Consider the following 19359-nt stretch of genomic DNA (forward strand, 5'->3'; position numbering starts at 1 on the left):
TGTCTGGCCGGCGCGCTGGCCAGGCAGGCGGCCGGTATGCCGGACATAGAGGGCCAGGGCGGTCCGACGGAGTAAACTGCGCCGATCATGCAACGAATCACCACCACCGGCCGCGTCAATCTCGGCAACCTGTTCTGGCTGCGCACGCTGGCCATCGTCGGCCAGCTCGTCACGATCGCCGTGGCGCAGGCCTTTTTCGGCGCGAACCTGCCGCTGCCGGCCATGCTGAGCGTGATCGCGCTCGAGGTCGTGTTCAACGCGCTGACCTGGCTGCGCGTGCTGCGCGCGCGCCCCGAAACCAATTTCGAGCTGATGGGCCAGCTGTGGGTCGACATCGGCGCGCTCACGGCGCTGCTGTTCCTGTCCGGCGGCACCACCAATCCGTTCGTCTCGCTGTACCTGCCTTCGCTGGCGATCGCCGCCGCCGTGCTGCCATGGCACCTGATGGTCTGGCTCGCGGCGTTCTCGGTGGCCTGCTATTTCGCGCTCGGCTTCAACTCGGTGCCGCTCAACCTCGACAATCCGGCCAACCTGTTCGATTACTACCGCGCCGGGCAGGGCGTGAACTTCATCGTGTCGGTAGGCCTGATCGCCTGGTTCGTGGCGCGCATGTCGAACGCGCTGCGCCAGCGCGACGCGGCGCTCGGCGAGGCGCAGCAGCGGCTGCTGCGCGACGAGCGGGCCGTCGCGCTCGGCGTGCAGGCGGCCACCGTGGCCCATGAAATGGGCACGCCGCTGTCCACCATCGCGATGCTGACCGAGGAATTGCGCGACGCGGCCCGCACCGATACCGGGCTGGCGCCGTACGACGCCGACCTCAAGGTGCTCGAGGAGCAGATGACGCAGTGCACCTCGGCGCTGGCGCGGTTGCGCAGCCGCGCCTCGGGGCCGGCCACGCGCGAGAACGTGGCGAACTGGCTCGACACGTTCGGCCGTCACTGGCGGCTGCGCCATCCGCATGTCGAGTTCGAGCAGATCGGCGCGGGGCCGGCCGGCGCCGAGCTGGAGGATACGGTGGCGATCGGCCAGATCCTCACCATCCTGCTCGACAATGCGGCCCGTGCGAGCCGCGATCGCGTGACGCTGCAGGCGCGGCTCACGCGCCAGTCCGACCGCGACATGATCGTGTTCGAGGTGGTCGACAACGGGCAGGGCATTCCGCCGGCCCTGCGCGAATCGCTCGGCACGGCGCCGGTGGACAGCACGCAGGGCGGCAACGGCGTCGGCCTGTATCTGGCCTTCAGCGCCGCCGCGCGGCTGGGCGGCACGATCGAATTGCTCGACGCGGCCCCGCGCGGCACGCGCGCGCTGCTGCGGCTGCCCGCCGTGCGCGGCGCCGCTTCTCCGGCGGAACCCGCGCCGGCCCCATGACCTATCGCTGACACGAAGGAGAACAACGATGAGCGACAACCACTTTCTCGTCATCGACGACAACGAAGTTTTTGCCGGCACGCTGGCCCGGGGGCTCGAACGGCGCGGCTATATCGTGCAGCAGGCGCATTCGCGCGATGCCGCGCTGAAGCTCGCGAGCGGCACGAAATTCGAATTCATCACGGTCGATCTGCACCTTGGCGAGGATTCGGGGCTGTCGCTGATCGCGCCGCTCTGCGATCTGCAGCCCGACGCGCGCATCCTCGTGCTGACCGGCTACGCCAGCATCGCCACGGCCGTGCAGGCCGTGAAGGACGGCGCCGACAACTATCTGTCGAAGCCGGCCAACGTCGAATCGATCCTGGCCGCGTTGCAGACCAACGCCACCGAAGTGCAGGCCGAGGACGCGCTCGAGAACCCGGTCGTGCTGTCGGTCGACCGCCTCGAATGGGAGCATATCCAGCGCGTGCTGGCCGAGAACGGCAACAACATCTCCGCCACGGCGCGCGCGCTGAACATGCACCGCCGCACGCTGCAGCGCAAGCTGGCCAAGCGGCCGGTGCGGCAATAAGCTCGGCGCGCCGGCTCACGGCGCGGATAGTGGCACCCAAACGAAACGGGCGGCCCGCTTGCGCGGGGCCGCCCGTCTTGCTTGGCCGGTGCGACGCTTACAGCACGTAGCGCGACAGATCTTCGTCCTGCGATACTTCGCCGAGCGCGCGATCGACATAGGCCGCATCGACCGTCACCGCTTCGCCCGCATGATTGCCGGCCGCGAACGACACGTCTTCGAGCAGCTTCTCGATCACGGTGTACAGGCGCCGCGCGCCGATGTTCTCGGTCTTCTCGTTGACCGAGTAGGCGACCTCGGCGAGCCGGCGGATGCCGTCGTCGGCGAATTCGAGCTTGACGTCTTCGGTGGCGAGCAGCGCCTGGTATTGCTTGACGAGGCTCGCGTCGGTGGCCACCAGGATCGATTCGAAATCCTTGACCGACAGCGAATCGAGTTCGACGCGGATCGGGAAACGCCCTTGCAGCTCGGGGATCAGGTCGCTCGGCTTCGACAGATGGAACGCGCCGCTCGCGATGAACAGGATGTGATCGGTCTTGATCATCCCGTACTTGGTGTTGACCGTGGTGCCTTCGACGAGCGGCAGCAGATCGCGCTGCACGCCCTGACGCGACACCTCGCCGCCACCGCCGCCTTCGTTGTTGCGCGACGCGATCTTGTCGATCTCGTCGAGGAACACGATGCCGTTCTGCTCGACGTTCTGCACGGCCTTGGTTTTCACTTCTTCATCGTTGAGCAGCTTGGCGGCTTCCTCGTCGGTCAGCAGCTTCAGCGCTTCCTTGATCTTGATCTTGCGGCGCGTTTTCTTGCCGCCGCCGATGTTCGAGAACATCGAGCGGATCTGCTCGGTCATCTCTTCCATGCCCGGCGGCGCCATGATGTCCATGCCGGCTTGCGGCTGCTCGATGTCGAGCTCCACTTCCTTGTCGTCGAGCGCGCCTTCGCGCAGGCGCTTGCGGAAGGTCTGGCGCGTGACGTTGTTGTCGTCGTTGGCGGTTTCGCCGTTCGCGCCGAAGCCGACCGCGCGCGGTTGCGGCAGCAGGATGTCGAGGATGCGATCCTCGGCCTGATCCTGCGCCTTCGAGCGCACCTTGCGCATTTCGGTTTCGCGCGTCAGCTTGACGGCGATTTCGATCAGGTCGCGCACGATGCTGTCCACGTCGCGGCCCACGTAGCCGACCTCGGTGAACTTGGTCGCCTCGATCTTGATGAACGGCGCGTCGGCCAGCTTGGCCAGACGGCGCGCGATTTCGGTCTTGCCGACGCCCGTCGGCCCGATCATCAGGATGTTCTTCGGCGTGATTTCCTGGCGCAGCGGCTCGGCCACCTGCTGACGGCGCCAGCGGTTGCGCAGCGCCACGGCGACAGCCTTCTTCGCCTTGTTCTGGCCGATGATGTGCTTGTCGAGTTCCGAGACGATCTCGGCAGGGGTCATGGTGCTCATGTCGGCGTCCTTACTCGATCGTTTCGATGATGTGGCTGTGGTTCGTGTAGATGCACATGTCGCCGGCGATCGTCAGCGCCTTCTTGACGATCTCGCCCGGCGACAGCTCGGTGTTCTCGGCCAGCGCGCGCGCGGCGGCCTGCGCATAGGCGCCGCCCGAGCCGATCGCGCAGATCCCGCCTTCGGGATCGAGCACGTCGCCGTTGCCGGTGATGACGAGCGTGGTGGTCTTGTCGGCCGTGATCAGCATCGCTTCCAGGCGGCGCAGCATGCGATCGGTGCGCCAATCCTTGGCGAGTTCGACGGCGGCGCGCGTCAGGTTGCCCTGGTGCTTTTCGAGTTTGGCCTCGAAACGGTCGAGGAGCGAGAACGCATCGGCGGTGCCGCCGGCGAAGCCGACCAGCACCTGGTTGTTGTAGATGCGGCGTACCTTGCGCGCACCGCCCTTCATGACGATGTTGCCGAGCGTAACCTGGCCGTCGCCGCCGAGCGCGACCTGATCGCCGCGCCGCACGGAAACGATCGTCGTGCCGTGATATTGCTCCATCTGCGTTCCTTCAGAGAATCCGGGGAGGACGCGGAGGTGCAGGCGCACCGCCGCCCTGGCGACACGCGGCGCAGCCGTCGGGCGCGCCACGCGTATTGAGACCATGTTAGGGCACGCGCGGCAATATCAAGAGTGGAATTCGGCGAAGCCGGGGGCGAAGCGGAGACGAAGCCGGAGCGCGGCGTGCGCGGAAGCGGGCGGACGACGCGAGGCGGGGAGGCCGGGCGCGGCCGGCGCAGGATGCCGCCGGCGCGCGCAAAAACAAACAGCGCGCGGCAAGCCGCGCGCTGTTTCGAAGCAGCGTGAAGGGGCGCGGGGAGCCGCCGCGCCGGGCGGGATCAGTCGCCGAACAGCTTCTGGCGCAGCTCGCGGCGCTCTTGCGCTTCGAGCGAGAGCGTGGCCGTCGGGCGTGCGATCAGGCGCGGGATGCCGATCGGCTCGCCTGTTTCCTCGCACCAGCCGTAATCGCCGGAATCGACGCGGGCCAGCGATTGCTGCACCTTCTTCAGCAGCTTGCGCTCGCGGTCGCGCGTGCGCAGTTCGAGCGCGTGTTCTTCCTCGATCGTCGCGCGGTCGGCGGGATCGGGAACGATCACCGTTTCGCGCAGATTCTCGGTCGTTTGGCCTGCATTGCGGAGAATGTCCGCCTGCAGTTGTTCGAGCCGATTTTTGAAGAAGGCGAGCTGATCTTCATTCATGTAATCCTTGTCGCTCATCTTCAGGATTTCGGCTTCGGTCAAGAGTTTGTTCGTCATCTGCTTGCTTCTTCAATGTGCGGCAAATCGGAAGGATATTGCTCGCACTTTGGGATTACCCGCAACGGCCTTTGTGATGGTTTTCCAATCATGTGCCGTGTCGGGGCCGAAAGCCTCCGGTACCGGTTTGCTCAGGTACCTCCTGGTGCCGGCCCGCTTGCTGCGCCGTCGCCCGGTATGTGGCGCGTCCCGTCGCCGGCTCGAGGCCGGCCGGCGGTGGCGATGCCGGTGTGGCCCGGTATGTCATGCAAGAACCGGGCCTGATACTGCCGCGTCCAGTGGGCACGTATTGTAACTGAATCGCTCCGCAGTTCCGCATAGGGGGGATTCCGTGGCCGTGCCGCCCAGTTATCCCAAAAATATAACCCGCGGAACGCGAAAAAGCGATGACGCAATCAAATCATGTGCCTGCTCTGTAAAAACGACAATGAGGCGTACGCGCGGACACGTTGACATGCGGGAGAAAGGCGGCCGGAAACGGCCGGGCGGCAGCGCCGGAATGCCGAGGGAGACGGGGGAAACGGGGTGGGGGCGGTGCGCCGGCCAGCGCCGCGAGGGGCGCCGGCCGGCGGCTCGCGACGTTACGCGAGGCAGGCGTCGAGGCCGTCGGTGATCAGGTCTTGCGGCAGGTCGATGCCGATGAACACCATCTTGCTGGTTTTCTTGTCGACCGGCAGCCACTTGGCGGCCAGATCGCTGCCCATCATCTGGTGCACGCCCTGGAACACCACCTTGCGATCCACGCCCTTCATGTACAGCACGCCCTTGTAGCGCAACAGGCGTTCGCCGTAGATCTGCAGGATGCCGCCGAGGAAATCCTCGAGCTTGTTCGGATCGAACGGGCGATCGTTGCGGTAGACGAACGACTTGATCTTGTCGTCGTGGTGCGCGTGATGGTGGTTGTGATGCGCGTGACCGTGATCGTGGTCGCAATGGCCGTGGTCGTGATCGCAGTTCGCGTGATCGTGGCCATGGTCGTGACCGTGGTCATGGCCATGATCGTGATGCGCGTGATCGTCTTCCACCAGGAAATCCGGATCGATTTCGAGCTTGGCGTTCAGGTTGAAGCCGCGCAGATCGAAGATTTCCTTGATGTCGGCCTCGCCGAAATTCACCTGACGGATCGCCGCGCGCGGGTTCATGTGCATCAGGCGGTGCTTGAGGCCGGCGAGCGTGGCTTCGTCGACCAGATCGGCCTTGGTGACGAACAGGCGATCGGCGAAGCCCACCTGGCGCTGCACCACTTCGTGCTCGTCGAGCTGCGCGTTGGCGTGCTTGGCGTCGACCAGCGTGATGATCGCGTCGAGCAGGAAATCGTCGGCGATCTCGCTGTCGATGAAGAAGGTTTGCGCGACCGGGCCGGGGTTGGCCAGGCCCGTGGTTTCGATCACGACGCGATCGAAATCGAGCTTGCCCTCGCGCTTGCGCGCGGCCAGATCGCCGAGCGCGCGCGCCAGATCGCCGCGGATCGTGCAGCAGATGCAGCCGTTGCTCATCTGGATGATCTGCTCGTTGCTGTCCTGCACGAGGATTTCGTTGTCGATGTTCTCTTCGCCGAACTCGTTCTCGATCACGGCGATCTTCATGCCGTGCTGTTCGTTCAGGATGCGCTTGAGCAGCGTGGTCTTGCCGCTGCCGAGGAAGCCGGTGAGGATGGTGACGGGAGTGGCCATGTCGATCGCCTTGGTTCGTGAATCGGGGTCAAAACCGGGACGGTCCCGGCGCAATGCCATCGCGGCGCCGGCTTGCCGCCGCGCCTGCGTAATCGCTTATTGAAACATAGTTGTCAAGACCGCGCGCCTCGGCCGTTCGGCCAGGGCGCGCGGCGGATTTCCCAGATCGGGGCGCTCAGGCGATTTGCAACAGCAGGCCCTTCAGATATTCGCCTTCCGGGAACGCCGTCAGCAGCGGGTGATCCACCCCCGCGCCGAGCCGCTTGAGGATGCGCGCATCGACGCGCGCGTCGGCCGCCGCGCCGGCCACGATCTTCTGGAACAGATCCATGTCGATCGCGCCCGAGCACGAATAGGTGAACAGCAGGCCGCCCGGACGCAGCAGGCGGAAGCCGCTCAGGTTGATGTCCTTGTAGGCGCGCGCGGCGCGATCCACGTGCTCGCGCGCCGGCGCGAACTTCGGCGGGTCGAGCACCACCACGTCGAAGCGCTCGCCTTCGTCGGCGAGGCGGCGCAGCGTCTTGAACGCGTCGGCGTCGAGCCAGGCGGCGCGCGCCGGGTCGAGGCCGTTGGCGGTGACGTTGCGCTGCGCGAGCGCCAGCGCGTCGCCCGACGAATCGATCGACACCACGCGCTTCGCGCCGCCGGCCAGCGCGGCCAGCGAGAAGCCGCCGGTGTAGCAGAAGCAGTTCAGCACGTCGCGGTCGCGCGATACCTGGCCGACCAGCGCGCGGTTGTCGCGCTGATCGACGTAGAAGCCCGTCTTGTGGCCGTTCGGCACGTCGACGTGGTAGCGCACGCCGTTCTCGCGCGCGATCAGCGTGGGCGGCGGCGCGTCGCCGGCCAGCACGCCGGTGATCTGCTCGAGCCCTTCCTTCTGACGAATCGACACGTCCGAACGCTCGTAGACGTTCGGGCAGCCGGTGGCGGCCGTCAGCGCGGCCACGATCGCGTCCTTCCAGGCCTCGACGCCGGCCGCCATGAACTGGCAGACCAACTGGCCGCGGCGCTCGGCGGCCGGCGGCGTGGCGTCGGGCGACTGGCCGACCGGCAGCGCTTCCGGCAGGCCGTCCGCGACGTAATAGTCGACGATCAGGCCCGGCAGGCCGTCGGCCTCGCCGAACACGAGGCGCACCGCGTCGGTGCCGGTCACCATCGTCTGGCGGTGCGCGACGGCGCGCTGGACGCGGCGCTTGAAGAACGCGTGGTCGATCGGCTCGGCCTCGTCGAAGCTCCAGACGCGCACGCGGATCTGCGAATGCGGGCTGTATGCGCCGCGCGCGAGGAAGCGGCCGTCGTGCGAGCGCACGACGACGGTGGCGCCGGGCGCGGGCGGCTTGCCGTCGACGCGGTCGATCGCGTTGGCGTAGACCCACGGATGGCGGCGCAGCAGGGATTTGTCTTTCGACGGTTTGAGCGTAACGGTTTGCATGTCGGTATCGATTCGGGCCGCGCGGGGCGCGGCGGTCGGGCAGAGGGCAACACGGGGTGCGAGCCGCGCGCGGCTCGCACGGGCCGAATGCGCGGTCAGTCGCGCTTCTTCGCGCGCGGGTGGGCGCTGTCGTAGATCTTGGCGAGATGCTGGAAATCGAGCGAGGTATAGACCTGGGTGGCCGAAATGCTGGCGTGGCCCAGCAGTTCCTGCACCGCGCGCAGGTCGCCGCTCGATTGCAGCACGTGGGTGGCGAACGAGTGGCGCAGCACGTGCGGATGGACGTTGGCCGGAATGCCGGCGGTGAGCGCGGCGCGCTTGACGCGCTCGCGCACCACGCCGGGCGCCATCCGGTTGCCGCGCACGGACAGAAACAGCGGGTGCGGATCGGCGCGCACCCAGCCGCCGCGCAGCGCGAGCCAGGCGTCGAGCGCGTCGAGCGCCTTGCGGCCGACCGGCACCTTGCGTTCCTTGCCGCCCTTGCCGAGCACGGTGACCTCGGCTTCGGCGCGGTCGAGCCAGCCGGCCGACCGGTAGCCGTCGGCCCGGGCGAAATGCACGTCGAGGCCGACCAGCTCGGCGAGCCGCAGCCCCGACGAATAGAACAGCTCGACGATCGCGCGGTCGCGCACGCCTTCGGGCGTGTCGGGGAACGGCGACTCCATCAGCGCGGTGGCGTCGTCCACCGACAGCGCCTTCGGCAGGGTTTTCGGGCGCTTCGGCGCGCGCACCGTGGCGACCGGGTTGGCCGGCATCTCGACGCGCAACGCATACCAGCGGTAGAACGCGCGCCAGGCCGACAGCCGGTGCGCGATCGAGCGCGCCGACAGCCCGCCCGAATGGGCGCGCGCCACGGCGCCGCGCATGTCGGCGGCGCTCAGGCTCGCGAGCGGCCGGCCGTTCGCGAACGCGACGAGCGCGTCGAGTTCGTGCGCGTAGCCGCGCAGCGTGTGCTCCGACAGTTGCCTGATGTGCTGCAGGTACGACAGGTAGGCGGCGATCGGATCGTCGGTCATGGCGACGCTCAGTGCGGCAGCAGGCGCGTGAGCGCGGCGCTGGCGAGCGAGCCGATGCGGGCCAGGAAATCGGTGCCCATGCCGTCGTGGAAGCGGCGCGTGTCGGGCGAGCCAAGCACCAGCAGGCCGAACGCGTTGGCGTCGTTGCCGGCGCCGGGCGGGCGCAGCGGCACGAGCGCGATCGATTCGGGCGCGCCGGCGCCGCTTTCTCCGCCCTCGGCCGGCGCTTCGGCGGGCGAGAGCCATTGCGCGGCCTCGAAGCCGGTGTTCGCGCCGCAATACGGCGTGCTCAGGCTGTTGGCGAACAACCGCACTTCCTCGCCGACGTGGCGGGCGAACTCGGCTTGCGAATAGGCCTCGGCGACATCCCAGATCCGCAGCGCGGTTTGCGGCACGTCGAACACCTCGGCCAGGCCGCCCGCGATCGCGCGCGGCAGCGCGTGCGCGTCGCGCTCGGCGATCACGCGGGCGTTCCAGCGGTCGAACTTCGCGGCCAGGCCGTCGTTCTCGTGGCCGTAACGCAGCAGTTCGGCCAGACGCCGGTCGAGCAGCTTGTTCTTGTCGCGCAGCATCTCCATCTGCCGTTCCTGCAGGGAGATCGCGGCCCGGCCGTGCGGGCTCGCGAGCTTGATCGTCGCCAGCAGTTCGGCGTGCCGGGCGAAGAATTCGGGATTGGCGAGCAGGTAGTCGGCGACGTCGCGTTCGTTCATAAAGCGTTCGGTTCCGGTGCGCTGGGGTTCGGGGGCGGGATGGGCGGTGGGCCGGCTCAGACGGTCAGTTCGATCGCGCCGTCGAAGACGGTGACGGCCGGGCCGGCCATCGTCAGCGGCGCGGTTTCGTCGCGGGCGCCGTCCCAGCCGATCGTCAGGATGCCGCCGTGCGTGTGGACGGCGACCGGCGAATCGAGCACGCCGCGCCGAATGCCGGCCGCGACGGCCGCGCAGGCGCCCGTGCCGCAGGCGAGCGTTTCGCCCGCGCCGCGCTCGAACACGCGCAGCTTCACTTCGTTGCGCGAAACGATTTGCATGAAGCCGGCGTTCACGCGCTGCGGGAAGCGCGCATGGCGTTCGATCGCGGGGCCGTCGACGAGCACGGGAAACGCTTCGACGTCGTCCACCAGTTGCACCGCGTGCGGATTGCCCATCGAGACCGTCGAGATCCAGCGCGTTGCGCCGTTCACCTCGAGCGGGTAGACGGTATCCGCGCTCTCGCGGCGGGCGTCCAGCCCGGCGGCGTCGAACGGCACGCGGGCCGGCTCGAACACGGGCGTGCCCATGTCGACTACCACTTCGCCGTTGTCCTGCATGGTCAGCGTGATCACGCCGTGGTGCACCTGGACGCGCACCGTGCGCTTGTCGGTCAGGCCGTGATCGCGCACGAACTTGAGGAAGCAGCGCGCGCCGTTGCCGCAATGCTCGACCTCGCCGCCGTCGCAATTGAAGATCCGGTACTTGAAATCGACGCCGTCGAGTTCCGGCCGCTCGACGAGCAGCAGTTGATCGGCGCCGATGCCGAAATGGCGGTCGGCGAGCGCGCGCACGCGCGCCGGCGTGAGGCCGAGGTCGCCGGCGGTGCCGTCGAGCACGACGAAGTCGTTGCCGGCGCCTTGCATCTTGGTGAACGGAAGTTTCACGGTATTCCAGGGTTGCCTGTCGGACGGGGCTGGCGGGGCGCGATGGCGCCGGGCGGCGCGCCGGGCGCGCTGCGTCAGCCTGACCGTGAATGATACATGGACTGCCGGGCGGGAATCGGGGCGGGGTGGCGGGGTTCGGGGTGCGAATGTATGGCGGGGGATGGCGCCCCGCGTGCCCGAAATGGCATTGCGCATCGAGGGCTGGCCCGGCGTCGAGCACGGCGGCCGCGCCCACCTCTGGCTGGCCGGGCAACGGGCCCACGATCTTGCGCAGGCGCGCGCCAGGGGGATGCCGAAGCTCGAACGCGCGCCGCGCCCGGAATGAGGGCCGCGCGGGCCCTCGCGAATGGCATCGCGCGTCAGAACAGATGGTCGATGCCGATCGTCACGGCCATCTGGCTCGGCACGCCGTTCGGATTGAGCGTGCTGACCACCGAATGGCGCCACGAGGTGTGATCGGCCTCCGCGTACAGCGTGGTGCGCTTCGACAGCAGGTAGGCGAGCGAGACGATCGACAGGCCGCGCCGGCTGGCCTTGTCGGTCGAAACCGTGGTCTGGTAGTAGCCGCCGTAGAACACCAGCGTCGACATGATGTTCCACGACAGGCCGCCGAAGCCGTTGTTGGTGACCTGATGCGGCGTGCCCGGCGTCTGCAGGTCCTCCGACATGAAGCCGCCCGACAGTTCGACCGGCCCGAGCCGGTAGCTGCCGCCGCCCATGTAATAGGTGTCGCCCACGTAGTTGCTGCCCGACAGCAGGTTGCGGTGCCCGTACACGCCGCCGATCGAGGCCGGCCCGAGCGTGTAGGTCAGGCCCACCGCGTGCGCCGCGCCGCTGCTGAAGTTGCCGGCCACGCCGCCGAACGAGTTGTCCACCTCGAACAGCAGGTTGCCGAAATGGTTCTTGTACTTCACGTCGTTGTTGTTGCGCGTGCCGTCGGAGGCCGTCGTGAGCGGCAGGATCGGCGTGAAGTGGAAGTGGAACGGATCGTAGTAGCTGATGATGTCGTGCGCGATCGTGTATTGCCGGCCGAGATCGAGCGTGCCGTACTTCTTGTTGCCGAGGCCGACGAACGCCTGCCGCTGGAACAGCGTGTTGGTGGTGTTGTCGAGCTGGCCGTTGCCGACGTTGAAGCCGCTCTCCAGCAGGAAGTGCGCATCCCAGCCGCCGCCGAGATCCTCGCGGCCGCGAAAGTCGAGCTTGTTCGAGCTGAAATAGCCGTTCGAATTCATCGTGTAGGCGGTGCCGCCGCCCTTGGCCGCGTTGTTCAGGAAGCGGACCCCGCCGTCCACCGTGCCGTACAGCTGCACGCTCGACTGCGCGTGCGCCGGCAGCGTGACCGCAAGCGCCGTCGTGGCCGACAGGCCCATTCCGAGTTGTCTCCAAACCCTTGTTTTCACCGTGTGTCTCCGTGTTGTCACGCCCCATCGGTGCGCCGCGACGCGACACCGCATTATTATTCGCAGGGCTAATTAATTGCGCAGCGTATCGGGCTGCGTTTGCTGCACCGGCGCCCGCCTGGGCGCCGGTTGGTGCGAGGTCAGTGGCCGGCGCGGCCGCTTTCGGCCCGGTCGAGCCGGGCGAGCGGCGCGGCGTCGGGCTGGAATCCGGATTTCAGTTCGCGGCGCAGCGCGGTGCGGTCGAGCGCCTTCTCCCAGTTCGCCACGACGATCGTCGCGACGCTGTTGCCGACGATGTTGGTGAACACGAAGCCGCTCGACAGCGCCTTGTGGATGCCGAGGATCAGCGCGATCGATTCGACCGGAATCGTGTTCGAGGCGGCCAGCGTGGCGGCGAGCACCGCGATCGCGGCGCCGGACACGCCGGCCGCGCCCTTCGAGGTCAGCAGCAGCACCAGCAGCAGCACGAGCTGATCGTGCCAGCTCATCGGCGTGTTGGTGGCCTGCGCGAGGAACACGGCGGCGGCGGCGAAATACAGGCAGGTGCCGTCGTGGTTGAACGTGTAGGCGGTCGGCAGCACGAGGCCCACCACCGATTTCTCGCAGCCGAGCCGTTCGAGCTTGTCGATCAGTTGCGGGAACACCGTTTCCGACGAACTCGTGCCGATCACCAGCAGCAGCTCCGCGCCGATGTAGCGCATCAGGCGCAGCAGGCTGAAGCCGCTCAGCTTCGCGATCGGCCACAGGATCAGCACGAGGAACAGCGCGCAGGTCAGGTAGAACTCCAGCACCAGCTTGCCGAGCGAGAGCAGCGTGCCGAAACCGAACTTGCTGACGGTGAATGCGATCGCACCGAACGCGGCGAGCGGCGCGACCTTCATGGTCAGGCCGATGATCCAGAACAGCGAGCCGGCCGCCGAATCGATCAGGTCGAGCGCGGGCTTGGCGCGCTCGCCGATCGCCGCCAGCCCGAACGCGAACAGCACCGAGAAGAACAGCACCTGCAGCACGTCGCCGTTGGCGAACGCGCTGATCGCCGTGTGCGGGATCACGTTGAGCAGGAACTCGCTGGTGGTCACCACGTGGTGCGCCTTCGCCACGTAGGCGTCCACCGCCGACGAATGCACGCTGTGGATGTCCACGTTCATGCCCACGCCCGGCTTCAGCACGTTGATCACCACCAGCCCGAGCACCAGCGCGAGCGACGTGACCACCTCGAAATACACCAGCGCCTTGATCGCCACCCGCCCGACCTTGCCGAAATCCTTCACGCCGGCGATCCCGCTGCACACCGTGCAGAAGATGATCGGGCCGATCAGCATCTGGATCACGCGGATGAACGCGTCGCCCAGCGGCTGCAGGTTGATGCCGAACTTCGGGAACACGTAGCCCGTGGCGACGCCGAGCGCCATGCCGGCGATGACCTGGAACGACAGGTCGCGATAGAACGGGCGGCGCCGGCGGGGCGGGGTGGCGGTGGACTTGCCGGGCAAGCTCATGGTGTCTCCTGGTGGTGCGGCGGCGAACTGGCGTTCGCTCGACATGCGAGAAGCGTGATGCCGGATGCGGGTACGGTGGCGATCGGCGCGGTTCAGCGCGCGGCGTCGCCGAGGATCGCGAGGCTGTCGGCGAAGATCTCGTCGACGCTCAGCGCGCGCGGCAGCAACTGCTGCGCCTCGCAGGCGGCGATCGTTTCCTGCAGCGGCCCGCGCAGCGCGTCGTAGCCGGCCAGCAGCTTGTCCGGCTTGCCGGCGCTGGCGGCGGCGTTTGCTGCGTTGGCCACCGCCTTGCCTTCGCACAACAGCTTATACACCGCGCGGATGGCCTCCGGATGCGCCTCGGCCGCTGCCTGCGTGACCGTCACCACATGGTTGATCGGCACGAAACGGTGCTGCGCGTACCAGGCCTGGTCGGCGGCGGCCGCGTCGGGGATCAGCGGCGCGAAATCGGGATCGTCGGGCAGATCGTTGCCGAAGATCGCCGCGTCGAGCTCGCCCGCATGCAGCATCGCCAGCATTTTCTGGTCCGCCGCGGCCCGCCGCACGAACGGCGGCTCGCGGTATTCCTCCAGATGCGCGCCCTCGAACGTGATCCATTCGATCTGTTCGAGCGGCACGCCGTAGGTGCCCGCGAGGATCGCCCGCACCCACATGCCGGTGGTTTGCGTGTAGGCGCGCACGCCCACCTTCTTGCCGGCCAGGCGGCTCACGTCGAGTTCGCCGCGGCGGCGGTTGTAGACGATGCAGCCTTGCTGGAAGCGCGCCGCGATCACGAACGGCAGCAGCACCAGCGGCTTGCCGTAGGCCTTGGCCTGCAGATAGGTGGCGATCGCCAGCTCGCTGACGTCGTACACCTGGCGGCGCGCCATCGGCGCGAACGCGCGGTGGATCGGCTCGACCTCGTCGAACACGAGCTCGACGGCGGGGTCGCTCAGCGCGCCCGCCTTCAGCGGTTGCGTGTGCGGGTAGGTTTTCAGCGCGGTGATCAGGCGCGGGGCGGCAGCGGTGCGGGTCATGGTCGGATTCCGTAAGGCGGGTGCGCTCAGCGCGACAGCGCCGGGTAGACGGTCAGCGCCGTGCCGCCGAAGATCGCCTCGCGCGCCGGCGCGGGCAGCATGGCGAGGCTGTCGCGCGCGTCGGCCAGCAGTTGCGGCAGCGAACCTTCGGCGGCCGGGAAGTTCGAGCCCCAGGCGATGCGATCGGCGCCGAACGCGTCGAGCACGCGCGGGAAGAATTCGCCCGGCGTCGATGCGCCGCGCGCGGCTTCGGCGATGGTGCGATTGGTCAGCTTCAGGTACACGCCGCGATGCTCGGCCAGGCTGAACAGCGGCGCGGCCGCTTCGTACGGCGGGCCGCCGGCCAGTTCGGGGCGCGCCAGGTGATCGAGCAGCACGCGGATCTCGGGGAAGCGCGCCAGCATGTTCAGCAGCGCCGGAATGCCCTGCGCCGTCATCTGCAGGCAGATCGACACGCCGTGCTTCTGCGCGTAATCCCACACCGGGAACGAGCGCTCGTCGTCGAGCCAGCCGGCCTGGCCCGGCATCGTGCTGCCCGTGGTGAACAGGCGCAGGCCCGACAGGCCCGCGTCGAGCCAGCGCTGCAGTTGCGTGACGGCGTCGGCGGCCAGCACGTCGATCGAGAACACGCCGGCGAAGCGGTCCGGGTGCGCGCGCACCGCGTCGACCACATAACTATTGTCGTTGCCGTACACCGTCGATGCCTGCACCACGACCGCGCGGTCGATGCCGGCCGCATCCATCGATTCGAGCAGCCCGGCGTAGGTCACCGGGCGCTTGGCCGACCACTCGGATTGATGGCCGCCGACCGGTGCGAGCGGATAGCGTTGATTATCCGGGGAAATGGCGTGGGTATGGGTATCGATGACGACGGACATGTCCGGTCTCCTGACTGAAATCGGTGTGGAACGAATGGCTGCCACTGTAAGGCGGATGTCGTCCCGGGCCGCAATATGTAGTGAGGCCTGGCACATAAATTTTGGTTAAGCTAGGGGTTTTCACAGAGACTGCGCAGGGGGACGGATGGCGATTCGCGACGACGACCGGCATGACGACGACCTGTCGCGGCTGCGGCGGCTGTTTCTGTTCGACGCCGTGTGCGAGGCGGGCGGCATCGGCCAGGCCGCGGCGCGCGCCGGGCGCACGCAGCCGGCCGTCAGCCTGGCGATCGCCAAGCTGGAGGCGAGTTTCGGCGGGCAGCTGTTCGTGCGCGGCTTCGGCGGCAGCGAACTGACGGCCGACGGCGCGATCCTGCAGCGGCGCGTGCGGCGCATGCTCGACCAGATCGAGGGCGGCATCGCCGCGCTGGTCGGCGAGCCGGCCGCTTCAGGCAAGGCCGGCGCAAGCAAGGCCGGCGCGGCCCATGCGGCGAACCTGTGCCGCCACCTGACCGACGCGCAGGTGCGCTGCCACATCGCGATCGCCGAAGCCGGTTCCGCGGCCGAGGCGGCGGTGCGGCTCGGCATCTCGCAGCCGGCCGTGCACCGCGCCGCGCGGCAACTGGAGGAGACGGTCGGCGTGTCGCTGTACCGGCGCCGCGTGCACAGCGTGGCCGCGAACCCGGCCGGCATCGAGTTCGCGCGCCGGCTCAGCGTGGCGCTCGTCGAAATCGCCCAGGCGCGCGAGGATCTGGCCGCCGCGCGCGGCCAGCTCACCGGCAAGCTGGCGATCGGCCTGCTGCCGATGCTGCCGCCGCGCCGCGTCGCGCGGGCGATCCAGCGGCTGCGCGCGCGCTACCCGGCCGCGCGCGTGACGGTCGACGAAGGCTCGTACGAGCGCCTCTCACGCGAATTGCAGAACGGCGCGCTCGACGTGATCGTCGGCGCGCTGCGCGAGCCGCGCGTGACGGGGCTGCTCGGCGAAACCGAGCTGTTCGCCGATCCGTACGTGATCGCGGTGCGCAAGGGGCACCGGCTGGCGCGGCGCAGGCGCGTGGCCGCGCGCGACCTGGCGGCCTACGAATGGGTGGTGCCGCAGCGCAACGTGCCGCGCCGCACCGTGATCGACGCGCTGCTCGCGCAACTGACGGTGAAGCCGCCGCTGGTGGTCGAGACGACCTCGCTGGCGATGATGGTGGCGATGCTGGTGGAGAGTGACTGCATCACGCTGCTGCCGCGCTCGCAGATCGACGAGGCGTTCCCGGGCAGCGAGATGGCCGCGCTGGAACTGGAAGCGCCGGAGGCGCGGCGCGTGGTGGGCTACACGCTGCGGGCCGACTGGCTCGGCACGGCGGTGCAGCAGGCGTTTCTCGGCTACCTGCGCGACGAGTGCGCCGCGCCGGCATGAACACCCGCCCGCTCAATAGAAGCCGGGCTGGCCTTCGGGGCGCGTCTTGAAGCGCTTGTGGACCCAGTAATACTGCTCGGGCAGCAGCGGGATCTGCTCCTCGAGGAACGCATTCATGCGGCGCGCGTCGAGATCGTCGTCGCCGGTGGGGTAGTCGTCCCACGGCTTGAACACGCGCAGCCGGTAGCCCTTGTAGTTCGGCAGCACCTCGCCGATGAACGGCACGAGCTGGGCGCGGCCCGTTTTCGCGAGGCGGCCGACGGCGGTCAGCGTGCAGGTGGGAATGCCGAAGAACGGCACGAACGTGGAATTGCGCACGCCGTAATCCATGTCGGCGCCGAGCATGACGGGCTTGCGATCGCGCAGCCAGCGCAGCACGATGCGCGCGCTGTCGGCGCGGCCGGCCATTTCGGCGTCGAAGCGCCCGCGTGCGCGCTTGGCCTCGGCTTCGAGAATCGGGTTCGAAAACGGTTGGTACAACGAACCGCAGGTGCGCCGCAACTCGTGATTGAGCCAGATCGAGCCGGCCTCGATGCCGACGAAATGCAGCCCGAGGAACAGCGTGGGCGGCAGGTTCGGGTCGGTCAGGTCGATCGCGCTGTCCACCTCGATCAGCTTCGCCAGCTTCTTCTCGGAGCCGAACCACTGCACGCTGCGCTCGACGTAGCTGCGGATCGCGTGACGGAAATGCTTGCCGGCGATTTCCTCGCGTCGCGCATCGCTCCACTCCGGAAAGCAGAGTTTCAGATTCGTATGTACGATGCGTTTTCGCCTGCTCGGAATGCGATAGAGCAGCCAGCCGAGACCGTCGCCGAAGCGCGCAGTCAGGCCGTAAGGCAGCACTGCGAACAGTTTCAGCAGCAGCAGTGCCAGTTGTGTGCCGAGACGGCCTAGCATGCGCGGCCTCCGCGAGCCAGCTGGGCAGGTAGGCAAGGATGAAAGTTCTGAAGGATCGGGAGTGCCGGCACGTCGGGGCTCTTGCGTGACTGATGAATAAAGTCGCTATAATACGGGCTTCGCCGAGTTAACTGACAACTTGCGGGGCGAAGCCGGCAGGGCCCAAGCGCTCATCCGGATCAAGAAATCCGCTAAAGCGTCGCCGCTTCGATCGCTTCCGAAGCTGGCTACGTGAATGCAACCGTAACCACACAGGAGCCGACTCAAGTGGCAAACGACTACTTCTTCACGTCCGAATCCGTATCCGAAGGTCACCCGGACAAGGTCGCCGATCAAATCTCCGACGCCATCCTCGACGCGATCCTCACGCAGGACAAATACTCGCGCGTGGCCGCCGAAACGCTGTGCAACACCGGTCTCGTCGTGCTGGCGGGTGAAATCACCACCACCGCCAACATCGACTACATCCAGATCGCGCGCGACACGATCCGCCGCATCGGCTACGACAACACCGATTTCGGCATCGACTACAAGGGCTGCGCGGTGCTGGTCGCCTACGACAAGCAATCGCCGGACATCGCGCAAGGCGTCGACCGCGCGCACGACAACAACCTCGATCAGGGCGCGGGCGACCAGGGCCTGATGTTCGGTTACGCGTGCGACGAAACGCCGGAACTGATGCCGCTGCCGATCTACCTGTCGCACCGCCTCGTCGAGCGCCAGGCCAACCTGCGCCGCGATGGCCGCCTGCAGTGGCTGCGCCCCGACGCGAAGTCGCAGGTCACCGTCCGCTACGTCGACGGCAAGCCGCACGCGATCGACACCGTCGTGCTGTCCACCCAGCATTCGCCGGACATCGACCTGACGCAACTGCGCGAAGCCGTGATCGAGGAGATCATCAAGCCGACGCTGCCGGCCGAGCTGATCAAGGGCGACATCAAGTTCCTCGTGAACCCCACCGGCCGTTTCGTGATCGGTGGCCCGCAAGGCGATTGCGGCCTGACCGGCCGCAAGATCATCGTCGACACCTACGGCGGCGCAGCCCCGCACGGCGGCGGCGCGTTCTCGGGCAAGGATCCGTCGAAGGTCGACCGTTCGGCCGCCTACGCGGGCCGTTACGTCGCCAAGAACATCGTCGCCGCGGGCCTGGCCTCGCGCGCGCTGATCCAGGTGTCGTACGCGATCGGCGTGGCCGAGCCGACCTCGGTGATGGTCAACACGTTCGGCACGGGCAAGGTGTCCGACGACGTCATCACGAAGCTCGTGCGCGAGCATTTCGACCTGCGTCCGAAGGGCATCGTGCAGATGCTCGACCTGCTGCGCCCGATCTACGAAAAGACGGCCGCCTACGGCCACTTCGGCCGCTCGGAGCCGGAATTCACGTGGGAAGCCACCGACAAGGCGCTGATCCTCGCGGATGCCGCCGGCGTCGAACCGGCCGTGACGGCGTAAGCCGCGTCACGCTGGTCGCGCGCTGCGGCGCGCAACAAAAAACCCCGGTTCAGGCCGGGGTTTTTTTATTGGAGCGGGCGATAAAGCAGGCGATCGACAGGGCAGCCCGGCGCGCCGGACACGTTCGCCGAAGCAACGCGGGATGGGCTTGCTCGGGCGGGGCCAGGCATCGAACCGACGAGCAAGCATGCCGCGGCGGCCAATCGCGCCGCCGAATGGCTCCGCGCGCCCGCTTCAAGCCAGCGCGCGGCCTTGCTTCGGGTGCTGCCTCAACGCGCGCCGAACGCGAACCAGCCGGCGCTGGCCGACAGGCGGCGCGGGCGGTTGACGCGGCGATGCGGGCCGTTCGCGCGGCGCAGCGTCAGCA

16 protein-coding genes and 2 pseudogenes are annotated in these 19359 nt (G+C 67.9%); 5 read left to right on the plus strand and 13 right to left on the minus strand.

The window, feature by feature from the left end:
• Positions 1–87 precede the first annotated feature (87 nt).
• Both G3N92_RS17775 and G3N92_RS17780 read left to right on the plus strand, forming a co-directional pair.
• Positions 88–1371 (plus strand): ATP-binding protein, encoded by a 1284-nt coding sequence (locus tag G3N92_RS17775; protein ID WP_206128849.1) that lies wholly within the window; start codon positions 88–90, stop codon positions 1369–1371.
• Positions 1372–1399: 28 nt separating this feature from the next.
• Positions 1400–1942 (plus strand): response regulator transcription factor, encoded by a 543-nt coding sequence (locus G3N92_RS17780; protein WP_206128850.1) that lies wholly within the window; start codon positions 1400–1402, stop codon positions 1940–1942.
• A gap of 97 nt (positions 1943–2039) precedes the next feature.
• On the opposite strand, the gene hslU is transcribed toward G3N92_RS17780, so the two are convergent.
• The 8 genes and pseudogenes from hslU to dapF all read right to left on the minus strand — a co-directional run bounded on the left by hslU (position 2040) and on the right by dapF (position 10442).
• Complete coding sequence (gene hslU / locus G3N92_RS17785) at positions 2040–3386, minus strand: ATP-dependent protease ATPase subunit HslU (protein WP_206128851.1); 1347 nt, start codon at positions 3384–3386, stop codon at positions 2040–2042.
• A gap of 10 nt (positions 3387–3396) precedes the next feature.
• Positions 3397–3933 carry an ATP-dependent protease subunit HslV gene (gene hslV / locus G3N92_RS17790; protein WP_206128852.1) on the minus strand — a complete coding sequence of 179 codons (537 nt, stop codon included), beginning with the start codon at positions 3931–3933 and terminating at the stop codon, positions 3397–3399.
• A 338-nt stretch (positions 3934–4271) separates the two neighbouring features.
• Complete coding sequence (gene dksA, locus G3N92_RS17795) at positions 4272–4688, minus strand: RNA polymerase-binding protein DksA (protein ID WP_206128853.1); 417 nt, start codon at positions 4686–4688, stop codon at positions 4272–4274.
• Between the two features lie 581 nt (positions 4689–5269).
• Positions 5270–6393 (minus strand): annotated as a pseudogene (locus G3N92_RS17800) (GTP-binding protein).
• A gap of 143 nt (positions 6394–6536) precedes the next feature.
• Positions 6537–7793: a class I SAM-dependent rRNA methyltransferase gene (locus G3N92_RS17805; RefSeq protein ID WP_206128855.1), complete on the minus strand. Its 1257-nt coding sequence runs from the start codon at positions 7791–7793 to the stop codon at positions 6537–6539.
• A gap of 95 nt (positions 7794–7888) precedes the next feature.
• Complete coding sequence (gene xerC / locus G3N92_RS17810) at positions 7889–8809, minus strand: tyrosine recombinase XerC (protein WP_206128856.1); 921 nt, start codon at positions 8807–8809, stop codon at positions 7889–7891.
• An 8-nt stretch (positions 8810–8817) separates the two neighbouring features.
• The gene (locus tag G3N92_RS17815) at positions 8818–9519 is read right to left on the minus strand and encodes a DUF484 family protein (RefSeq protein ID WP_206128857.1); all 702 of its coding nucleotides are present in this window, start codon (positions 9517–9519) and stop codon (positions 8818–8820) included.
• Between the two features lie 56 nt (positions 9520–9575).
• Positions 9576–10442, minus strand: a complete 867-nt coding sequence (dapF, locus tag G3N92_RS17820) for a diaminopimelate epimerase (RefSeq protein ID WP_206128858.1) — start codon at positions 10440–10442, stop codon at positions 9576–9578.
• Positions 10443–10617: 175 nt separating this feature from the next.
• Between dapF and G3N92_RS17825 the strand changes: the two are divergent.
• Positions 10618–10767: pseudogene (locus tag G3N92_RS17825) on the plus strand (addiction module antidote protein, HigA family); the annotation flags it as partial.
• Between the two features lie 34 nt (positions 10768–10801).
• Here the strand turns inward: G3N92_RS17825 and G3N92_RS17830 are convergent.
• The 4 genes from G3N92_RS17830 to G3N92_RS17845 form a co-directional block, all read right to left on the minus strand.
• Positions 10802–11812 (minus strand): porin, encoded by a 1011-nt coding sequence (locus G3N92_RS17830; protein WP_241014855.1) that lies wholly within the window; start codon positions 11810–11812, stop codon positions 10802–10804.
• Positions 11813–11982: 170 nt separating this feature from the next.
• A complete protein-coding gene (gene dctA / locus G3N92_RS17835; protein WP_206128860.1) occupies positions 11983–13341 on the minus strand; it encodes a C4-dicarboxylate transporter DctA in 1359 nt (452 codons plus the stop codon).
• Between the two features lie 92 nt (positions 13342–13433).
• Positions 13434–14357 carry a hypothetical protein gene (locus G3N92_RS17840; protein WP_206128861.1) on the minus strand — a complete coding sequence of 308 codons (924 nt, stop codon included), beginning with the start codon at positions 14355–14357 and terminating at the stop codon, positions 13434–13436.
• A gap of 26 nt (positions 14358–14383) precedes the next feature.
• Positions 14384–15235: an amidohydrolase family protein gene (locus G3N92_RS17845; protein WP_206128862.1), complete on the minus strand. Its 852-nt coding sequence runs from the start codon at positions 15233–15235 to the stop codon at positions 14384–14386.
• Positions 15236–15380: 145 nt separating this feature from the next.
• Between G3N92_RS17845 and G3N92_RS17850 the strand changes: the two genes are divergently transcribed.
• Positions 15381–16643, plus strand: a complete 1263-nt coding sequence (locus tag G3N92_RS17850; RefSeq protein WP_206128863.1) for a LysR substrate-binding domain-containing protein — start codon at positions 15381–15383, stop codon at positions 16641–16643.
• Positions 16644–16655: 12 nt separating this feature from the next.
• Here the strand turns inward: G3N92_RS17850 and G3N92_RS17855 are convergent, their stop codons facing one another.
• On the minus strand, positions 16656–17576 hold the full coding sequence (locus tag G3N92_RS17855) for a lipid A biosynthesis lauroyl acyltransferase (RefSeq protein ID WP_277396178.1): 921 nt from the start codon (positions 17574–17576) through the stop codon (positions 16656–16658).
• A gap of 231 nt (positions 17577–17807) precedes the next feature.
• Here G3N92_RS17855 and metK point away from each other — a divergent pair, with 231 nt between their 5' ends.
• Positions 17808–18992: a methionine adenosyltransferase gene (gene metK / locus G3N92_RS17860; protein WP_206128865.1), complete on the plus strand. Its 1185-nt coding sequence runs from the start codon at positions 17808–17810 to the stop codon at positions 18990–18992.
• The last annotated feature ends 367 nt before the right edge of the window (positions 18993–19359 follow it).

Origin of the sequence: Burkholderia sp. Ac-20379 (assembly GCF_017104645.1) — a bacterium.
In the GTDB taxonomy this organism is placed as follows: domain Bacteria; phylum Pseudomonadota; class Gammaproteobacteria; order Burkholderiales; family Burkholderiaceae; genus Burkholderia.

Excerpts from the sequence above, each read along its gene's own strand:
- xerC (WP_206128856.1), bottom strand. The coding sequence starts at position 8,809 with ATGACCGACGATCCGATCGCCGCCTACCTGTCGTACCTGCAGCACATC.
- dctA (WP_206128860.1), bottom strand. The coding sequence starts at position 13,341 with ATGAGCTTGCCCGGCAAGTCCACCGCCACCCCGCCCCGCCGGCGCCGC.
- G3N92_RS17815 (WP_206128857.1), bottom strand. The coding sequence starts at position 9,519 with ATGAACGAACGCGACGTCGCCGACTACCTGCTCGCCAATCCCGAATTC.
- G3N92_RS17805 (WP_206128855.1), bottom strand. The coding sequence starts at position 7,793 with ATGCAAACCGTTACGCTCAAACCGTCGAAAGACAAATCCCTGCTGCGC.
- hslU (WP_206128851.1), bottom strand. The coding sequence starts at position 3,386 with ATGAGCACCATGACCCCTGCCGAGATCGTCTCGGAACTCGACAAGCAC.
- G3N92_RS17780 (WP_206128850.1), top strand. The coding sequence starts at position 1,400 with ATGAGCGACAACCACTTTCTCGTCATCGACGACAACGAAGTTTTTGCC.
- G3N92_RS17775 (WP_206128849.1), top strand. The coding sequence starts at position 88 with ATGCAACGAATCACCACCACCGGCCGCGTCAATCTCGGCAACCTGTTC.
- G3N92_RS17845 (WP_206128862.1), bottom strand. The coding sequence starts at position 15,235 with ATGTCCGTCGTCATCGATACCCATACCCACGCCATTTCCCCGGATAAT.
- G3N92_RS17830 (WP_241014855.1), bottom strand. The coding sequence starts at position 11,812 with ATGGGCCTGTCGGCCACGACGGCGCTTGCGGTCACGCTGCCGGCGCAC.
- G3N92_RS17840 (WP_206128861.1), bottom strand. The coding sequence starts at position 14,357 with ATGACCCGCACCGCTGCCGCCCCGCGCCTGATCACCGCGCTGAAAACC.
- dksA (WP_206128853.1), bottom strand. The coding sequence starts at position 4,688 with ATGACGAACAAACTCTTGACCGAAGCCGAAATCCTGAAGATGAGCGAC.
- hslV (WP_206128852.1), bottom strand. The coding sequence starts at position 3,933 with ATGGAGCAATATCACGGCACGACGATCGTTTCCGTGCGGCGCGGCGAT.
- G3N92_RS17850 (WP_206128863.1), top strand. The coding sequence starts at position 15,381 with ATGGCGATTCGCGACGACGACCGGCATGACGACGACCTGTCGCGGCTG.